Below are 17,963 nucleotides of genomic sequence, written 5' to 3' on the forward strand. Positions count from 1 at the left end.
ATGGCGCTCCTCCCCCAGGAGATCATCCGCCGGAAGCGCGACGGCGGCGTGCTCGCGGCGTCCGACATCGAGGCCTTCGTCGCCGGCCTCGTCGACGGGCGCGTGACGGAGGGCCAGGCGGCGGCGCTCGCCATGGCGATCTTCTTCCGCGGCCTCGCGCTCGAGGAGCGCGTCGCGCTCACCCGCGCCATGATGGCGTCGGGCCAGGTGCTGAACTGGGACCTGCCCGGGCCCGTGCTCGACAAGCACTCCACCGGTGGCGTCGGCGATTGCGTCTCGCTGCCGCTCGGCCCCGCCGTCGCCGCCTGCGGCGGCTTCGTGCCGATGATCTCGGGCCGCGGTCTCGGCCATACCGGCGGCACGCTCGACAAGCTCGATTCGGTGCCCGGCTATCGCACCCAGCCGGACATCGACACCTTCCGGCGCGTGGTGCGCGAGACGGGCTGCGCCATCATCGGCCAGACGGCGGATCTCGCTCCCGCCGACAAGCGCCTCTACGCCATCCGCGACGTGACCGGGACGGTGGAGAGCCTCGACCTGATCACCGCCTCGATCCTGTCGAAGAAGCTCGCGGCGGGCCTCCAGGGCCTCGCCATGGACGTGAAGTTCGGCTCGGGCGCGTTCATGGTCGACCTCGACGACGCCCGCGCGCTGGCGCAGAGCCTGGTGGCGGTGGCGAACGGCGCCGGGCTGAAGACGCACGCGCTCCTCACCGACATGGACCAGCCGCTGGCCTCCGCCGCCGGCAACGCCGTCGAGGTGGCCTATTGCATCGACTACCTCACCGGAAAGCGCCGCGAGCCGCGCTTCCACGAGGCCAACGTAGCCCTCGGCGCGCAGATGCTGATGCTCGGGCGCCTCGCGGCGGACCGCGCCGAGGGCGCGCGGATGATGGAGGAGGCCGTCTCCTCCGGACGCGCGGCCGAGGCCTTCGCGCGCATGGTCGCGGCGCTCGGGGGACCGGCCGACATCCTGGAGCGCGCCGACGCGCATCTCGCCGCGGCGCCGGTGACGCTCCCCGTCGCGCCCGTCCGGCCGGGCGTGGTCGAGCGCGTCGAGACCCGCGCGGTGGGCATGGCCGTCGTGGCGCTCGGCGGCGGGCGCGCGCGGGCCGAGGACACGATCGACCCCGCCGTGGGGTTGACCGACCTCGCCCCGGTGGGCGAGACCGTGGACGCGAGCCGCCCGCTCGCCATCGTGCACGCCCGCGATTCGCAGGCGGCCGAGGCCGCGGCGGCGGCCGTGCGCGCCGCCTACACGATCGGCGCCGGGCCGGTCGCGGCGCGGCCCGTGGTCCTCGAACGCGTGGAGAGCTGATCCATGTCGATCCTGGTCGCCATCGAAGGCTGGGACGTCCCCTCCTGGGTGGAGCGCTTCCAGCGCCTGTTTCCCGAGCGCAAGGTCGTGACCCTCGACGAGCCCTTCGACCGGCGCGAGGTGCATTACGTCGTCTCCTGGAAGCACCCGCACGGGGCGCTGTCGGGCTTGCCGAACCTCGCCGCGATCTTCTCGCTGGGCGCCGGCGTCGACCACATCGTCTCCGACCCGCGCCTGCCGGAGGCCCCGGTGGTGCGCGTCGTCGACGAGGATCTGACGAACCGCATGAGCGAGTACGTCGTCCTGCACGCCCTCGCCCATCTGCGCCAGCTGCCGCGCTACATGGCGCAGCAGCGCGACAACGTCTGGGAGGACGACCGCTTCCAGCCCGCGGCGCGGGACGTGCGCGTGGGCGTGATGGGGCTGGGCCAGCTCGGCCGCGACGCGGCGGCGAAGCTGAGGGTGATGGGCTTCCAGGTGCTGGGCTGGTCGCGCACGGGGCGCGACGTCGCGGGCGTCGAGACGTATTCCGGCGAGGCCGGGCTCGACGCCTTCCTGGGCAAGACCGACATCCTCGTGAGCCTCCTGCCGCTGACCGAAGCGACCCGCGGCGTGCTCAACCTCGAGCTCTTCGGCAAGCTCTCGCAGGACGGCCCGCTCGGCGGCCCGGTCCTGATCAATGCCGGCCGCGGCGGGCTCCAGGTCGAGGCCGACATCCTCGCCGCGCTCGACGCCGGCACGCTGAAGGCCGCGACGCTCGACGTGTTCGAGGCCGAGCCGCTGCCGAAGGACAGCCCGCTCTGGACGCATCCGCGCGTGATCGTCACCCCCCACAACGCCGCCATGAGCCACCCCGAGACCATCGGCAGCCTCATCGCCGACCAGATCCGCACGGTGGAGGCCGGGGGGGAGCTGACGAACGTGGTGGACGCGGGTGTGGGGTATTGATCTGTAATCCCGGATTGCGATAGCCGAGTCCGGGACCCGGAGCCACAAACGCTCTTCTTGCGGCGCATCGCGCCGCTTCGCGCGGCGTCGATGACGCCTTCGGTGAGGTCCCGCGACGCGCGGCATGCGCGCGCGAGAATCGGGCGGTGGTTCTGGGTTCCGGGCTCGCTTCGCGCCCCGGAATGACATGGGGGCACGCGCTGAGCGCTGTCATCCCGGATTGCGAAGCAAGTCCGGGACCCAGAACCACGAACGTTCGTCTTGCGGCGCATCGCGCCGCTTCGCGCGGCGTCGATGAGACCTTTGCAAAGGTCCCGCGACGCGCGCAGCATGCGCGCGCGAGGATACCGCAGTGGTTCTGGGTTCCGGGCTCGCTTCGCGCCCCGGAATGACAGAATCAGCGGTTGAGGAGAACGTAGAGGTCGCTCCAGAGCGGGTTCGTCTCCTCGATCAGGCGCGTCTTCCAGTTCCGGCGCCATTTCTTCAGCATCTTCTCGCGGGCGATCGCCTCCTCCACGTTCTCGTAGTGCTCGTACCAGACGAGCCGATGCACGCCGTAGCGCTTGGTGAAGCCCTCGCGAGCGCCGATCCGATGCTCGTGGACGCGGCGGGCCAGATCCCGCGTGACGCCGAGATAGAGGGTCCCGTGCATCCTGCTCGCGAGCATATAGACCGAGTACATCGGCGCACCTCCAGAGAGAATCTGGACGCGATAATCAACCAAAACACAACCCATGTCATCCCGGATTGCGAAGCAAGTCCGGGACCCAGAACCACGAACGTTCGTCTTGCGGCGCATCGCGCCGCTTCGCGCGGCGTTGATGAAGCTTTTCGCGAAGGTCTCGCGACGCGCGCGGCATGCGCGCGCGAGGATACCGCAGTGGTTCTGGGTTCCGGGCTCGCTTCGCGCCCCGGAATGACAAAAAATCACACCCCCCAACGCGCGAACAGCACCTGCGTATCGCCGTAGGTCCGCCGCTCGACCTCGCTGAAGCCCGCGGGGCACGGCAGCTCCGCGTCGGCGCTCTCCTCCACCACGCAGAGCGCCCCCGGGGCGAGCCAGCCGGCGGCGGCGGCGGAGGCGAGCGCGTTCCCCGCGAGGTCGCGGCCGTAGGGCGGATCGCAGAAGACGAGGTCGAAGGGCTCGAAGCGGTCGGCGGCGCCGAGCCGGGTGGCGTCGCGGCGGAACAGGCGGGTGACGCCGCCGAGCCCCAAAGCGTCGACGTTCTCGCGGATCAGCCCGCGCGCCTGCGCGCCCTCGTCGACGAAGAGCGCGAAGGCGGCGCCGCGGGAGAGCGCCTCGATCCCGAGCGCGCCGGTGCCGGCGAACAGGTCCATCACCCGCGCGTCGACGACCGGGTCGTCGTAGGCGTGGGCGAGGACGTTGAACAGGCTCTCGCGCAGCCGGTCCGAGGTCGGGCGGATCGCGTCCGAGCGCGGCCCGGCGAGCGCGCGGCCCTTGAAGCGGCCCCCGACGATCCGCACCGGCTCAGTCCTCGCGCTTGCGCGGCCGCTTGCCGCCGTCCTTGCCGCGCTCGCCGCCGCCGCGCGGCGCGTCGCCGGAGCCGCCCTTCACGCGCTCGACCAGCACGCGCCCGGCCTTCGCCGCGATCTTGCCGACGCGCTCGCGCAGGCGCTCGGCGCCGGCCGCGCGCTCGGCCTTGGCGGTCTCGCCGCCGCGCCGGGCCTTGAACTTGCGCTCGTCCTCCGGCTTCTCCGCGGCGCGCCAGACGCTGGCGCGGGGCTTGTCCCAGGAGGGACGCTTCTGCTCGGGACGCTTCTGCTCCGGACGCGTCTCCTCGGGGCGCTCGCGCTTGTCGCCCGGGCCCTTGTCGCCGAAGCGCTTGCCGGCGGGCTTGCCGCGTCCCTCCGGCTCGGCGAAGCGGGCGCGGTCGCGGTCCTGCGCCACGCGCGAGGCGGGCTTGGCGCCGCGGGGGGCCTTGCGGGGCGCCTCCTCCACCGGCTCGCGCACGGGGCTCTCGAAATCGACGCCGGCGGCGGCCGCGAGGCCCTCGCCGAGCTGCTCCTTGAGCACCTTGGTGCGCACCTCCTCGACGGCGCCCTCCTTCAGGTCGCCCAGCTGGAAGGGCCCGAAGGACAGGCGGATCAGCCGGTTGACCTGCAGCCCGAGCTCCTCGAGCACGCGCTTGACCTCGCGGTTCTTGCCCTCGCGCAGGCCCATCGTGATCCAGACGTTGTCGCCCTGCGCCCGATCGATCTTGGCCTCGATCGGCCCGTATTCCATCCCGTCGACGATCACGCCCTCTCGCAGCGCGTCGAGCCTGTCCTGCGTCACCTGGCCGTAGGCGCGCACGCGGTAGCGGCGCAGCCAGCCGGTGTCCGGATGCGCGACGACGCGGGCGAGGCCGCCGTCGTTGGTGAGCAGCAGCAGGCCCTCGGTGTTGATGTCGAGCCGGCCGATCGTGACCACCCGGGGCATGTCCTCGGGCAGGCCCTCGAACACGGTCCGGCGCCCTTCCGGATCGCGCGCCGTGGTCACGAGGCCGCGGGGCTTGTGGTAGAGCCAAAGCCGCGTGCGCTCGCGCGCCGGCAGCGGCTCGCCGTCGATCAGGATGCGGTCGGACGCCGTCACGTTCACCGCCGGCGAGGTGAGCACCGCCCCGTTGAGGCTGACGCGGCCGGCCTCGATCATCTCCTCCGCGTCGCGGCGCGAGGCGACGCCCGCGCGGGCGATGGCCTTGGCGATGCGCTCGTCCTCCCGCGCCGGCTTCGGCGGCAGGCGCGTGGCGGGGGCCTCGCCGCGGGGCTTCGCCGCGGACGGCTTGCCGGGGAAGGGCTTCTTGAAGCCGGGCTTCTTGTATCCGGGCCTGTCGCCGCCGGGACGGCCGCGCGGCTCGAAGCCGCCGGAACGGGCGGGACGCCCCTCGCCGGCGCGGGCGCGCGCGGGACGCTCCTCGCCCTCGCGGCGCGGGTCGTGGGCGCGCTCGCGGCGCGGGCCGGGGGCGCGCTCGCGGAACGGCCGATCGCCGCCGGCGGCGCGCGGCGGCCGGGCGGGCCGCTCGGCGCGCTCGGGACGCGCGCCGCCCGGGGCGCGGTCCTCGCGGGGCGCGCGGTCGTCGCGGGCGGGCCGATCCGCGCGAGCGCGGGTCTTGTAGTCCGGGGCCTTGCCGGCGCGCGGGCCGGCGCCCGGCTTGCCGGGACCCTTGCCGGGCCCCTTGCCCGAAGCCTTGCCGGGAGCCTTGCCGAAGCTCTTGCCTCCCGCCGGCTTCGCGCCGGCGCGTGCGCCGCCCTTCGGGGCCGCGCCGCGGGGCTTGGCCGTCGCGTCCGCGCGCGGGCCGCGCTCGCCGGTGCGCCCGCGCGACGTGGACCGGGGCCGTTTCGTGTCGTCTGTGGTGTTCGCCATGCGCGCCTGATAGCACTTCGCGTGAGGCGATGCGAGGGCGCGATGACGGCGAAAAGCGGATCGGGAGCCGGCGAAGAACGGCGGAGCTTCATGGACGCGGCGCTGGACGAGGCCCGCGCCGCCGCCGCCCGCGGCGAGGCGCCGATCGGCGCGGTGGTCGTGCGCGACGGGGCCGTGATCGCCCGCGCCGGCAACCGCACCCGCGAGACGAGCGACCCCACCGCCCACGCCGAGATCCTCGCCATCCGCGCCGCCTGCGCGACGCTGGGGAGCGAGCGCCTGGTCGGCTGCGACCTCTACGTCACCCTCGAGCCCTGCGCCATGTGCGCCGCCGCGATCTCGTTTTCCCGCATCCGCCGCCTCTATTACGGCGCGTCCGACCCGAAGGGCGGCGGGGTCGAGCACGGCGGGCGCTTCTACGCGCAACGCACCTGCCACCACGCGCCGGAGGTCTATTCCGGCATCGGCGAGACGGCGGCGGCGGAGATTCTGCGGGGGTTCTTCAGGGAGCGGCGGTGAAAGCGGCACGCCTCGAATGGGCCACGCCGAAGCAAGCAACCCGAAGGCGCGCCGCGCCGCGACGTTAAGAAAACGAGAAACTCCATTAACCCCACATTTACCCTGACGGGCAAAAGTCGAGACGTCGGCGCATGTCCGCAACCGATCGTCAATGGTCGACGGACGGGCGCCGCGGGAGAGGCGCGTTGGGGCGGCGTCTCCCCCGGGCTCTCGAGGGCGGGAGCCGACGGCACGTCCCGGCGCCGGGCGGCTTTGCGTCCGGCCGACAGGACCGAGAGCGGGCGATGCGGCAGAACGTTTCTCAGAACGCTTCCTGGGGCCTCGACGGGCTCGACCCGGACGTGCGCGATGCGGCCAGCGAGGCGGCGCGGCGTGCGGGGATGAGCCTCGACGAATGGCTGTCGGTCGCCATCGCGGACCGCGCCACCCGCGCCTATGCCGAGCCGCCCGCGCGCCGCCGGACGGGCGCCGCGAGCGGATACGACGAGCGCGACCCGATAGAGAGCCGGCTCGGGCGCGTCGATCGCGGCCCGGCGGGCGAGCGAGGTCCGGGCCAGGCCCGCGTCCCGGCCGCCAGCCGCAATCTCGACCAGGTCATCGCCCAGCTCACCGCCGAGCAGGACCGCCGCGCCCGCGAGAGCGCGGCGAAGACCGCGGAGGCGCTCGGTTCGGTGGCCCGCTGGATCGAGCGCGCCGAGGCGCGCATGGCGGAGGCGACGCGCTCGGTGTCGGAGCGTCAGGACCGCGCCGCCAACGTCCTCGGCGAGGCTCTGGGCCTGATGACCCGCCGGCTCGACGACATCGACCGGCGCGTGGCGGAGGGCCACCCGCCCTCGGTGAACGCCGCGCTCGAGGCCGTGAGGAAGGTCGAGCAGCACCTCGCGAAGCTCGAGATGCGCCGCCGCGAGGACGGCGAGGCCCAGGCCGAGCGCGACGCCGCGCGCGACGCCGAGCGCCAGGCGGCGATCGACGCCAAGATCGAGGCGGCCCTACGCGGCTTCGAGGAGCGCATCGCATCGATCTCCGAGCGCGTCTCCGGAGCGGGCGCGAGCCCGGCCCAGAGCGGCCCGCGCGGCCGTCGGGGGCTCTCCGTGCGCGAGGAGCTGCAGGAGGCGGTGGCCGAGATCCGCTCCCGCCAGAAGGCGCTCGACGGCGGCGAGGCCGCGCCGGCGCCGCCGCAGCCTGCGGACGCGCCCGCCGAGCCGCCGCGCGAGGGCCGCAGCCACGCCCAGATCCTCGACGGCCTGCGCGCCGACATCGCCAAGCTCGCCGGCCAGCTCGAGACCGTGCGCCCGCGCGCCGGGGACCCGGTTCCCGCCGTGGACGCGGTGCGCGAGGAGATCGCCGACCTGCGCGAGACCGTCTCCGGCCTCGCCACCCGCCAGGAGGTGGGCGCCCTCGAGGAGATCCTGCGCAACCTCTCCCGCGAGGCCTCCCAGACGTGGCTTCAGGCGAAGCTCGGCCAGGCCGGCGGGCCCGACGCGGCCGAGATGGGTGCGATGCTGAGCCGGCTCGAGAGCGAGGTGCGCCGCCTCTCCGACGAGGTCGCCCGCAATGCGCCGACGAGCCTCAACGACGCCTTCGACGCGCTCTCCCACAAGATCGACCTCGTCGCCGAGGCGGGCCTCGAGCCGCAGGTCGTCCAGACGCTCGCCGATCAGGTGACGGAGCTGCGCGGCCTCCTCGACGAGATCGCGGAGCCGGCCCGGGTCGAGGGCCTGGCCGAGCAGGTCGGCGCGCTCTCCCGCCAGGTGGAGCGGATGGCGCGCAACCAGGTCGACCCGACCGAGTTCGCCACGATGCGCTCGGCGGTGGAGGACATCCGCGAGCATCTGACGACGCCGCGCGAGGAGGCCGGCGGCGAGACGCTCGCGGCGCTGGGCGCGCGCATCGACGCGCTCTCCGAGACGCTCGAGGCCGCGACGGGCGTGCTCTCCCGCGCCGATCTCGGCGCGCTGACGCGGCAGATCGACGGCCTCTCCAAGTCCGCGTCCGCGCTGGAGGAGCGTTCCGGCGCCGTGGACCTCTCGCCGCTCGCGGGACAGATCGAGGCGCTCGGCGCGCGCATCGACGCCCTCGCGGCGCGCGAGGGCGGGGCGGACGCCTCCCCGGTGGCCGAGCAGATCGCGGCGCTCGAGAAGCGTCTCGCCGAGCGCGCGGAGCCGCCGGCGCCGTCGGCCCTGTTCGCCAAGCTCGACGTCATGGCCGAGACCCTCGACGCGCTCGCCGAGAGACGGGCGGCCGAGCCGCCGCTCGACCTCGACGGCCTGCTGCGCCGGCTCGACCGCATCGACGAGCGGCTGCAGGCGCCGCGCGAGGACGAGCGCCTGAAGCCGCTCGAGACCATGCTCGCCGGCCTCGCCGCGAAGCTCGAGGAGGCGCCGCGCGACGGGTCGGACGGGCTCGAGGCGCTGGAGCGCCAGATCGGCGAAATCGCCGAGAGGCTCGATCGCGACCGAGGCGCCGATCCGGCGCTGGCCTCGCTCGAGCGCAGCATGGCCGAGCTGATGGCCCAGGTCGACGGGCTCAAGGACGGCTTGAAGGACACCGCCGCGCCGAAGGGCGAGGACCCGGCGCTCGCCGAGCTGACCCGCTCGATCGAGGGCTTGAAGAGCTCGCAGGCCGAGGCCGAGCGCAAGAGCCGCGACACGCTCTCCGCCGTGCACGGCACGCTGGAGGCGCTGGTCACGCGTCTCGCGGCCCTGGAAGGCGGCGCGCCGGCGCGGGAGCCGCGGCGCGCCCGTGCGGCGGACGCGCCGAAGGACCCCGCCGGCGCGAAGGCGAGCGCCGGCAGGGCCGCGACGCCCTCCGCCGCTGCGGAGCCCGAGCGCGAGAGCGGCGGCTTCGACCTCTCCGCCTTCCGCTCCGGCGCGCCGCGCACGCCGCCCCCCGAAGCGCCGCACCTCGACACGGCGGTCGCGGCGCTGCTCGCCGACGCGGACGCGCCGGCGCCCTCCCCGGCGGACGAGATCCTGCTCGAGCCGGGCTCCGGCCGGCCGCAGCCCGGCAAGGCGCGCAAGCCGGCGGCGCCCGACGAGGCCGACGGCGGCGACATCAAGGCGAGCTTCATCGCCGCCGCCCGCCGCGCCGCGCAGTCGGCCGCGGCCGAGGCGGCCGCCGCCGCCAAGCGCGAGAAGCCCGGCGCGGAGGAGACCGGCACGCCGGCCGGCCTCGCCTCCCGCATGAAGGGCGTGCTCGAGCGCCGCCGCAAGCCGCTGCTCCTCGGGCTCGCGGCGATCGTGCTCGCCATCGGCGCGCTGCAGGTCACGAGCATGCTCTCGCGCTCCGAGCGCGCGGTCGAGGTGGCCGAGCCGCGGCTCGGCGCGCCCGCCGACATCGGCGCGGCGCAGGAGGCGCTGCCCGGGACGCCGACGCCGGCGGGCGCCGCGATCGCCCCGGCGCTGGTACCGCCCGCGGACCGGATCGCGCCGGAGACGACCCAGAGCGCAACCGGGTCGTCGGAGGCGGACGCGCCTGCGCGCCCGCCAATGCCGACCTTCATGGGCCTGCCCGCCGCGCCCCTCGCCAACGGCATTCCCGCCGGGGACCTCGTCGTCCCCGCGCCGACGCGTGCGGGGGACGACGAGGCGGCCGCGCGGGAGATCCTGCTGCCGCCGCGCCGCGACGAGGCCGGCGCCTTCGCCGCGCGCGTGGTGACGGCGCCGGAGCCCGCTCCGGAGGCCTCGGAGACGCCGGCTCCGGTCTCGCCCCTCGTCGCCGGCCTCGACATACCGGCCAGCGCCGCGCCCGCGCAGCTGCGCCGGGCCGCCCTCGCCGGCGACCGGACGGCCCTGTTCGAGCTCGCCTCGCGCTTGTCGGACGGACGCGACGCCGTGCGCGACCCGGCTCTCGCCGCGAGCCTGTTCGAACGCTTGGCGGAGAACGGCCTGGTGCCGGCGCAGTACCGGATCGGGCAGATCCACGACAAGGGCGTGGGCGTCCCGCGCGATCCGCAGGCCGCGGAGGCCTGGTACCGCCGCGCCGCGGAGAGCGGCAACGTCACCGCCATGCACAATCTCGCCGTCCTCCTCGCCGAGGGCGCGGTGGGCGGCCAGCCGGACTATACCGGCGCCATCGGCTGGTTCCGCCGCGCGGCCGAGCACGGCGTGCGCGACAGCCAGTACAACCTCGCCGTCCTGCTCGCCCGCGGGCTCGGCGCGCCGCAGGACCTCCAGGCCTCCTACACCTGGTTCGCCGTCGCCGCCGCGCAGGGCGATACCGACGCCGCCGCTCGCCGGGAGGAGCTCGCGGCGCGGCTGTCGGAGAGCGAGCGCGTGCTCGCGCAATCCGCGGCCGACGCCTGGCGCGCCGAAACGCCCGATCCGGCAGCGAACGAGGTTGCGCTGCCGGCGCATGGGTGGAACGATCGCATGGCGAGCCTCTTCCCCCGTACGCGCCTCGCGTGACGTCGTCGGCGTCCGGCCACGACGGCCACACGCGCGTCATCGAGACGCGGCAGGACAGGCGGGCGACCCCCTCGGGGCCGTCGTTCTTCGTTGTGCGTGCCGACGGGGGCCACGGCCCCGGTCCGAGGATCCGTCCGTGCTGATCTACCTGCCCGTCGCCGAGATGCCCGTCAGCCTCTTCATGATCCTGGGGCTGGGGGCGGCGGTCGGCTTCATCTCGGGCCTGTTCGGGATCGGCGGCGGCTTCCTGATGACGCCGCTGCTGATCTTTCTCGGCATCCCGCCCGCCGTCGCCGTCGCGACGCAGACGGCGCAGATCGTCGCCTCCTCGACGACGAGCGGCCTCGCGGCGCTGCGACGGCGCGCGCTCGACTTCAAGCTGGGCGTCGTGCTGGTGATGGGCGGCCTCGTCGGCACCGCGCTCGGCGTCTGGACCTTCGCCGCAGCCAGGCGGGCGGGCCAGCTCGACCTGCTCATCGTCGTCTCCTACGTCACGCTCTTCACCGTCGTCGGCTCGCTGATGCTGCGCGAGAGCGTGCGCGAGTTCATGCAGTCGCGGAAGGGGAAGCCGCGGGTGCGCAGGCGGGCGGGCGAGCACCCGGCCTATCTCGGCCTGCCGCTGCGCATGCGCTTTCACCGCTCGAAGCTCTATGCGAGCGTCATCCCGCTCTGGGGGCTCGCGCTGTTCATCGGCTTCGCCGGCGCGATGCTCGGCATCGGCGGCGGCTTCATCCTGGTGCCGGCGCTGCTCTATCTCTTCCGCGTGCCCACCGCCGTCGTGGTCGGCACCTCCCAGTTCCAGATCCTGTGCACGACGATCGCCGCGCTGATCCTGCACGCGGTGGCCAACGAGGCGGTGGACCTCGTGCTCGCCCTGATGCTGATCGTCGGCGGCGTCTTCGGCGCGCAGTTCGGGGCCCGTGCCAGCGCCAACCTGCGCGCGGACGTCTTCCGCTTCCTGCTGGCGCTGCTGATCCTCGGCGTCGGGCTGCGCTTCGCCGTCGAGCTGGTGCTGCCGCCCGAGGAGCTGTTCTCGCTCTCGATCACCCAGATCGCCGGGGAGGACGTCTCGCCGTGAGCCTCGCCCTCCGCCGCCTCGCCCTCGCCGGTCTCGCCCTCCTCGCCTCGGCGGCCCTCTCGGCCGGGGCGGCGCGGGCCGAATCGCTCGTGGTCTCCCTGTCGAGCCATCAGGTGGCGATCACCTCGAACTACGCCGGCTCGCAGGTCGTCCTGTTCGGCGCCGTGCGGCGCGACGCGCAGACCGTCGCGCGCGCCGGGCCCTACCAGGCGGCCGTGATCGTGCGCGGGCCGCCGCAGACGCTCACCGTGCGCCTGCGCGAGGAGCGCGGCGTCGTCTGGATCAACGGCGAGCAGCAGAAATTCGCCTCCGTCCCGGCCTTCTACGCCGCGCTCACCTCCGCGCCCCTCGACGAGATCGCGGCCGCGCCTTTGCGCGAGCGGCTCGCGGTGGGGCTCGAGGGCTTCGCCCGCCACGTCGGCGACACCGTCCCACGGGAGGGCCGCGAGGGCGTGTTCCGCGAGGCGCTGGTGCGCATCAAGCGCGAGCTCGGCCTCTACGTCGAGCGCGAGCGCGGCGTCGCCTTCATGACCCCGGAGATCTTCCGCGCGGCGATCACGCTGCCGGCCGAGGCGCCGCCCGGCAATTACGAGGTCGAGGTCATGCTGTTCGCCGACGGCTCGCTGCTCGCCCGCGAGACGACCTATTTCGAGCTCGTGAAGATCGGCTTCGAGCAGCGCATCGCGGCGCTCGCCGAGGACGAGTCCCTGATCTACGGCCTCGGCACCGCCGGCGCGGCGATCTTCCTCGGCTGGCTCGCGAGCGTCGTGTTCCGGCGCGATTGAGGACGAGCGCAGGGCCGGCCGGGAGCTTTGCGCGCTTGCCTCCTCCCCCCGAGGCGTTATGTCTCCCCCGCCGGGCGCCCGCCCGCGCGTCCCTCCCGTGCCGACCGCAGAGCGCCCGCCGATCATGAAAGCCGACGCCTCCATTCCGTCCGTGCCTCTCGCTTTGGGGCTCGCGGGCCTCGTCCCCTTCTTCGGCCTTTGCGTCGGCCTTCTCGCCGGCATCGACCTCGGCTACGGCGCCGACGCGCTGGCGCTGGCGCTCGCGGCCTACGGGGCGCTGATCCTGTCCTTTCTCGGCGGCGTCCGCTGGGGCATCGCGGTCACGATGGAGGAGCAGGACGCCGCGCGGCGCGGCTACGTGATCGCGGTCGTCCCCTCGCTCCTCGCCTGGGCCGCCCTCGCGCTCGCGCCGGAGGCGCGGCTGTGGACGCTCGCCGGCCTGCACGTCGCGCTCGGCCTCCTCGATTACGGCCTCGTCTGCCGCGAGGAGGCGCCCGAGTGGTTCGGCCGCCTGCGGCTGATCCTCTCCGCCGGCGCCGCCGTCGCGCTCGTCCTCGGGGCGATCGCGCTCTGAGGGCGCCCGGGTCGCATGCCGGCGAACCGCTTCGCAGGATTCGATTGGGCACATGTTGCAGAGACGACACGGAATAACCGCGCGCGACGTGGTAAGCATCGTCGTCGTTTCGCAAGGGGGGGTTCGGATGACCCGCATGTTGCTCCTGTCCGGCGTGCTGATCGCAGCGCCGTTCGCTACACAGGCGGCCGATCTGCCGCCCGTCGCCGCTCCGGCCCCGTTCGTGGCGCCGTTCTCGTGGACCGGCTTCTACGCGGGCGTGAATGCCGGCTACGGGTGGGGGGACGCCGATGTTCTCTCCACCCCGCTGCCGGTCGGCGTGTTCAACACTTTTCCGGTCACCAGGGGGTCCTACGATACCGACGGCTTCGTCGGGGGCATCCAGATCGGATACAATCAGCAACTCTCCAGCGTCGTTCTCGGCGTGGAGGCCGACGTCAACTTTTCCGGCATCGAGGGCTCGGTCAGCAATCCTCTGACCGGCGGTGGGCGCGTGTTCCGCGTCGAGACCGAGATCGACTGGTTCGCGACCTTGCGGGCACGCCTCGGGTTCGTGCCGGCCGAGCGCCTGATGGTCTACGCCACGGCGGGCGCGATGATGGCGGACGTGACCGACACCACCCGCGTGCAGCTTGCGCTGGGCGGCGCCATCGTGCCGCAGGTCAATTATCTCGGCTCTGAGTCGGACGTCCGCTTCGGGTGGACTGTCGGCGGCGGTGCGGAATACGCCTTCACCGATGCTTTGAGCCTCAAGGCCGAGTACCTCTACTTCGACCTCGGAGAGAACACGGTGATCGCGAGCCCGCAGGCTGCGAACCCGCCGTTCCAGTTCTCGCACGAGATCGAGCATACGGGACACATCGCCCGCGTCGGCTTGAACTACCGGTTCTGAGCGCGACACCGGTCCGCCGCCGACGACGGCGGCGGACCGATCAGATAGCGGCGCGCGATCGCAGGACGGAACCGCGGCAATGGCCCGCGCATGACTCCCCGACGAGAGACAGGGGAGACGCGCATGTCCAAGGCCGAGGACGCCGTGATCGAGCGGCTGATGCAGCGCCACGGGCGCACCTACTGCGACGAGCTCGGCATCGACATCGAGCGCGGCACGCCGTCCGCGCTGTTCCGCTGGCTCGTCGCCTCGATCCTGTTCTCGGCGCGGATCAGCGCCGATCTCGCGCTTCAGGCCGCGCGCGGCCTCTCCGACGCCGGCTGGCGCACGCCCGGAAAGATGAAGGACACGACGTGGGAAGAGCGCGTGCGCGTGCTCAACCGCTCGGGCTACGCCCGCTACGACGAGAGCACCGCCCGCATGCTGGGCGAGGACGTGGCGATGATCGAGGAGAGATACCATGGCGACCTGCGCCGCCTGCGCGAGGCGGCGGGGCGCGATCCCGACGAGGAGCGCAAGCGCCTGAAGGAGTTCAAGGGTATCGGCGAGGTCGGCGTCGACATCTTCTTCCGCGAGGCGCAGGCCGCCTGGGACGAGCTCCACCCCTTCCTCGACAAGCGCGCGGCGAGCGCCGCCGCGGCGCTGGGCTTGCCGCAGGACGCGCCGGCGCTGGCGACGCGCGTCTCCAAGGCGGACTTCCCCCGCCTCGTCGCGGCGCTGGTGCGCACGGATCTCGCCGGGGACGCGGACGCGATCCGGACGGGGGAGTGAACCGGGATCAGATCGCCTCGCCGCGCAGCAGACGCGGGCCGCCCTCCCGCGGCACGCCGGCGGCCTCGCGCATGAAGAAGCGCTTGAGGCCGGGCATGCGGTCGACGAGGCCGAGCCCGAGATCGCGGGCCATGCGGATCGGGGGGAGATCGTTCGAGAACAGGCGGTTCAACGCGTCGGTGGCGACGCCCATGGCGACCGTGTCGGTCCGGCGGGCGCGCTGGTAGTCCTCCAGCACGTCCGCCCCGCCGGGATCCATGCCGAGCCGCGCCGCCTCGACGACGCGCTCCGCCAGCACGGCCGCGTCCTTCAGGCCGAGATTGAGCCCCTGGCCGGCGATGGGGTGCACCACGTGCGCCGCGTCGCCCAGGAGCGCGAGGCGCTCCGCCACGAAGGCGCGGGCGATGCCGAACTCGAGCGGGAAGGCCTCGAGCGGCGTCTCCAGCGCGATCGCGCCGAGCTCCAGCCCGAAGCGGCGCTCGATCTCCTCGAGGAGGAAGTCCTCGTCGAGCGCGAGCATATGCGGGACGTTCTCCCTGCGCTCCGACCAGACGATGGCGGAGCGATGCCCGAGCGACCCGCCGGGCGTCAGCGGCAGCATGGCGAAGGGGCCCGAGGGCAGGAAATGCTGGATCGCCCGGCCCTCGTGGTCGCGCTCGTGGCCGACGATGGCGGTGAGGCCCGATTGCGGATAGGTCCAGCCGCTCCAGCCGATCCCCGCGCCCTCGCGCAGGCGCGAGCGCTTGCCGTCGGCGGCGCAGACGAGATGGGCGCGGATCTCCGCGCCGTCGGTCAGGCGCGCGCGGACGGCGCCGCCGTCGGGCTCGACCGTGGCGCGGCGCACGCCCGCCTCGCGCATCTCGACGCCCGCGTCCGCGCAGGCCGCGCGCAGGGCGCGGGCGAGGGCCGCGCCCTGGACCATGTGGGCGAAGGGCTCGCCGGGCGCCTCGCGATCCTCCTCCCGGCCGAATTCCAGGAAGACCGGCCGGACGGGGTCGGCGAGATGGCTGTCGGTGATCACCATCTCGCGCATCTCCTGCGCCTCGTCCGCGATCGCGGCCCAGACGTCGAGCGCCGAGAGCATGCGCCGGCTCGCGGCGGCGACCGCATAGGCGCGCCGGTCGCCTGCGGGATCGCGCGAGAGGGCGGGGTCGCACACGGTGACCGCGAGCCCCTTCGGCGCGGCGCGCTTCGTCGCGAGCGCCAGCGCCAGGCCGACGATCCCGCCGCCCGCCACCACGATCCGAAATCCGCTCTCGTCCCGCTCGGCTCTCGCCATCCCGAACTCCTCGATCCTCTCGTCGCCCGGCTCCCGGCGGCGCGCTTGACCCCGCCCGCGCGGGCGGATCACATGCGCGCGACCCGTCGCCTCGCGACTCTTCCCCGGGACCCTAGCACATGGCGCGCGCCGTCGAAGAGCTTCTCGCCACCCTCGACCTCGAGCGGCTCGAGACGAACCTGTTCCGCGGCCGCAGCCCGAACGTCGGCTGGCAGCGCGTCTTCGGCGGGCAGGTGATCGGCCAGGCCCTGGTCGCCGCCTGCCGCACCGTGGAGGGTCGCCAGGCCCACTCGCTGCACGCCTATTTCCTGCTCCCCGGCGACCCGAAGGTCCCCATCGTCTACGAGGTGGATCCGATACGCGACGGGCGCGCCTTCGCCACGCGGCGCGTCGTCGCGATCCAGCACGGGCGGGCGATCTTCTCGATGTCCGCCTCCTTCCAGGTCCGCGAGGACGGGCTCGACCATCAGGCCGCCATGCCCGACGTGCCGATGCCCGAGGACCTGCCCGGCGAGGACGAGATGCGCGCGCGGATCATGCCGATGATGGACCCGGCGGCCCGCGCCTATTTCGAGCGCGAGCGGCCGATCGAGCTCAAGCCCGTCGAGCTCGAGCGCTACCTCCCGCGCGAGACGGGCGCCGAGCCCTTGCCGGCGCGCTTCCACGTCTGGATCCGCACCACCGGTCGCCTACCGGACGAGCAGGCGATCCACGACTGCGCGCTCGCCTACGCCTCCGACATGACGCTGCTCGACACCTCGCTCATCCCCCACGGCCGCAGCGTCTTCCGCCGCGAGATCCAGGCCGCCTCCCTCGACCACGCCCTGTGGCTCCACCGCCCCTTCCGCGCCGACGAATGGCTGCTCTACGCCCAAGAGAGCCCCTCCTCCTCCGGCGCCCGCGGCTTCTCGCGGGGCTCGATCTTCACGCGCGACGGCCGGCTGGTGGCCTCCGTGGCGCAGGAGGGACTGATCCGGCTGCGGCGGGAGGAGGGGTGACAGGAGACGGGCGCCCGATGGAGGGCGCCGACGCGCTCCCCTCTGCCTCGTGGAGGGGGGTCGGGGGTGTGGGTCGTGCAGAACTATCGCGACCTCGATGCCGCTCGAACCGGGAACGTCGATCTCGTCCCGAGACGTCTCGCGCTGCATCGCGACCCACATCCGCCCGCTGCGGGGGCACCTTCTCCACGAGGGAGAAGGACGAGCGGCCGAGCCGCGCGCACCTAGCCCCGAACGGTGCGGGACGCGGTAGGCTCGACCAGCCACGAGGCAGAGGGGAGTTCGTCGGCGCTGTTCGCTCCAGGTCGCGCGTGCCCAGCGATGACGCAGGAGCCCGCGTTCTGCTCAAAGTTTATGCAGCATCACGCCCTCCCGACGCGCGCGTCCATTTCGCAGGCACACGATCCCCTCGGTTGCGCGCGGCGCGGCGATTCGTGTTGCGCCGCAACGTCCCGAGCGGCGGACGCGCCCTGCTCCCGCGGGCGGCCCGCTCCCGCGCCGCCCCCGCGCAACACCCGATTCCGTAGTTCCCCGTAGCCCGCAATGCCGTCGTCGCGCGACTTGGCACGGCCCTTGTTTAACGAGCCGTGACCGAGGGGGCCGCGGCCCGGCCCCCGTTCGCGCAAACCGGCCGGCGGGCACGTCCCGTCGGGATCGAAAGGGGGCTCGCCCATGAAGATCGTGATGGCCGTCATCAAGCCGTTCAAGCTCGAGGAGGTGCGCGACGCGCTCACCGCTCTCGGCGTGCACGGCCTGACCGTGACCGAGGTGAAGGGTTACGGCCGGCAGAAGGGACACACCGAAATCTATCGCGGCGCGGAATACGCCGTGAGCTTCCTGCCCAAGATCAAGATCGAGGTGGCGGTGCCCGCCGACCTCGTCGCCTCCGCCACCGAGGCGATCGCCAACGCCGCCCGCACCGGCCAGATCGGTGACGGCAAGATCTTCGTCATGCCGCTCGAGAAGGCGGTCCGGATCCGCACCGGCGAGACCGACGGCGACGCGCTCTGAGCGCGCCTCGCCCCCTCGCCC

At 73.7% G+C, this 17,963-nt stretch carries 14 protein-coding genes and 1 pseudogene; 11 read left to right on the top strand and 4 right to left on the bottom strand.

Annotation, left to right across the window (positions count from 1 at the left end):
• Positions 1-1,317 carry a thymidine phosphorylase gene (deoA, locus tag ABL310_RS20440; protein ID WP_349368839.1) on the top strand — a complete coding sequence of 439 codons (1,317 nt, stop codon included), beginning with the start codon at positions 1-3 and terminating at the stop codon, positions 1,315-1,317.
• A gap of 3 nt (positions 1,318-1,320) precedes the next feature.
• Positions 1,321-2,265: a glyoxylate/hydroxypyruvate reductase A gene (locus tag ABL310_RS20445; protein ID WP_349368840.1), complete on the top strand. Its 945-nt coding sequence runs from the start codon at positions 1,321-1,323 to the stop codon at positions 2,263-2,265.
• 397 nt (positions 2,266-2,662) lie between these two features.
• Here the strand turns inward: ABL310_RS20445 and ABL310_RS20450 are convergent, their stop codons facing one another.
• The 3 genes and pseudogenes from ABL310_RS20450 to ABL310_RS24925 all read right to left on the bottom strand — a co-directional run.
• Positions 2,663-2,947, bottom strand: a complete 285-nt coding sequence (locus ABL310_RS20450; RefSeq protein WP_349368841.1) for a GIY-YIG nuclease family protein — start codon at positions 2,945-2,947, stop codon at positions 2,663-2,665.
• A gap of 245 nt (positions 2,948-3,192) precedes the next feature.
• Positions 3,193-3,750: a 16S rRNA (guanine(966)-N(2))-methyltransferase RsmD gene (gene rsmD, locus ABL310_RS20455; protein ID WP_349368842.1), complete on the bottom strand. Its 558-nt coding sequence runs from the start codon at positions 3,748-3,750 to the stop codon at positions 3,193-3,195.
• A 520-nt stretch (positions 3,751-4,270) separates the two neighbouring features.
• Positions 4,271-5,005: pseudogene (locus ABL310_RS24925) on the bottom strand (pseudouridine synthase); the annotation flags it as partial.
• A 666-nt stretch (positions 5,006-5,671) separates the two neighbouring features.
• Here ABL310_RS24925 and ABL310_RS20465 point away from each other — a divergent pair.
• The 7 genes from ABL310_RS20465 to ABL310_RS20495 all read left to right on the top strand — a co-directional run bounded on the left by ABL310_RS20465 (position 5,672) and on the right by ABL310_RS20495 (position 14,654).
• Positions 5,672-6,148: a nucleoside deaminase gene (locus tag ABL310_RS20465; protein WP_349368843.1), complete on the top strand. Its 477-nt coding sequence runs from the start codon at positions 5,672-5,674 to the stop codon at positions 6,146-6,148.
• A 284-nt stretch (positions 6,149-6,432) separates the two neighbouring features.
• Entirely contained in the window at positions 6,433-10,554 is a 4,122-nt protein-coding gene (locus ABL310_RS20470; RefSeq protein ID WP_349368844.1) for a hypothetical protein, read from the top strand.
• A 136-nt stretch (positions 10,555-10,690) separates the two neighbouring features.
• The gene (locus tag ABL310_RS20475) at positions 10,691-11,632 is read left to right on the top strand and encodes a sulfite exporter TauE/SafE family protein (RefSeq protein WP_349368845.1); all 942 of its coding nucleotides are present in this window, start codon (positions 10,691-10,693) and stop codon (positions 11,630-11,632) included.
• Complete coding sequence (locus ABL310_RS20480) at positions 11,629-12,417, top strand: TIGR02186 family protein (protein ID WP_349368846.1); 789 nt, start codon at positions 11,629-11,631, stop codon at positions 12,415-12,417. The genes ABL310_RS20475 and ABL310_RS20480 overlap by 4 nt, the downstream gene beginning before the upstream one ends.
• Positions 12,418-12,541: 124 nt before the next feature.
• Positions 12,542-12,991 carry a DUF3429 domain-containing protein gene (locus ABL310_RS20485; protein ID WP_349368847.1) on the top strand — a complete coding sequence of 150 codons (450 nt, stop codon included), beginning with the start codon at positions 12,542-12,544 and terminating at the stop codon, positions 12,989-12,991.
• Positions 12,992-13,118: 127 nt separating this feature from the next.
• The gene (locus tag ABL310_RS20490; RefSeq protein ID WP_349368848.1) at positions 13,119-13,883 is read left to right on the top strand and encodes an outer membrane protein; all 765 of its coding nucleotides are present in this window, start codon (positions 13,119-13,121) and stop codon (positions 13,881-13,883) included.
• A 123-nt stretch (positions 13,884-14,006) separates the two neighbouring features.
• Complete coding sequence (locus tag ABL310_RS20495; protein ID WP_349368849.1) at positions 14,007-14,654, top strand: hypothetical protein; 648 nt, start codon at positions 14,007-14,009, stop codon at positions 14,652-14,654.
• Positions 14,655-14,661: 7 nt separating this feature from the next.
• On the opposite strand, the gene ABL310_RS20500 is transcribed toward ABL310_RS20495, so the two are convergent.
• The gene (locus ABL310_RS20500; protein WP_349368850.1) at positions 14,662-15,933 is read right to left on the bottom strand and encodes an FAD-dependent monooxygenase; all 1,272 of its coding nucleotides are present in this window, start codon (positions 15,931-15,933) and stop codon (positions 14,662-14,664) included.
• Between the two features lie 119 nt (positions 15,934-16,052).
• Between ABL310_RS20500 and tesB the strand changes: the two genes are divergently transcribed.
• Complete coding sequence (gene tesB, locus ABL310_RS20505; protein WP_349368851.1) at positions 16,053-16,931, top strand: acyl-CoA thioesterase II; 879 nt, start codon at positions 16,053-16,055, stop codon at positions 16,929-16,931.
• 672 nt (positions 16,932-17,603) lie between these two features.
• Positions 17,604-17,942 carry a P-II family nitrogen regulator gene (locus ABL310_RS20510; RefSeq protein ID WP_349368852.1) on the top strand — a complete coding sequence of 113 codons (339 nt, stop codon included), beginning with the start codon at positions 17,604-17,606 and terminating at the stop codon, positions 17,940-17,942.
• The last annotated feature ends 21 nt before the right edge of the window (positions 17,943-17,963 follow it).

Source organism: Salinarimonas sp. (assembly GCF_040111675.1).
Classification (GTDB): domain Bacteria; phylum Pseudomonadota; class Alphaproteobacteria; order Rhizobiales; family Beijerinckiaceae; genus Salinarimonas.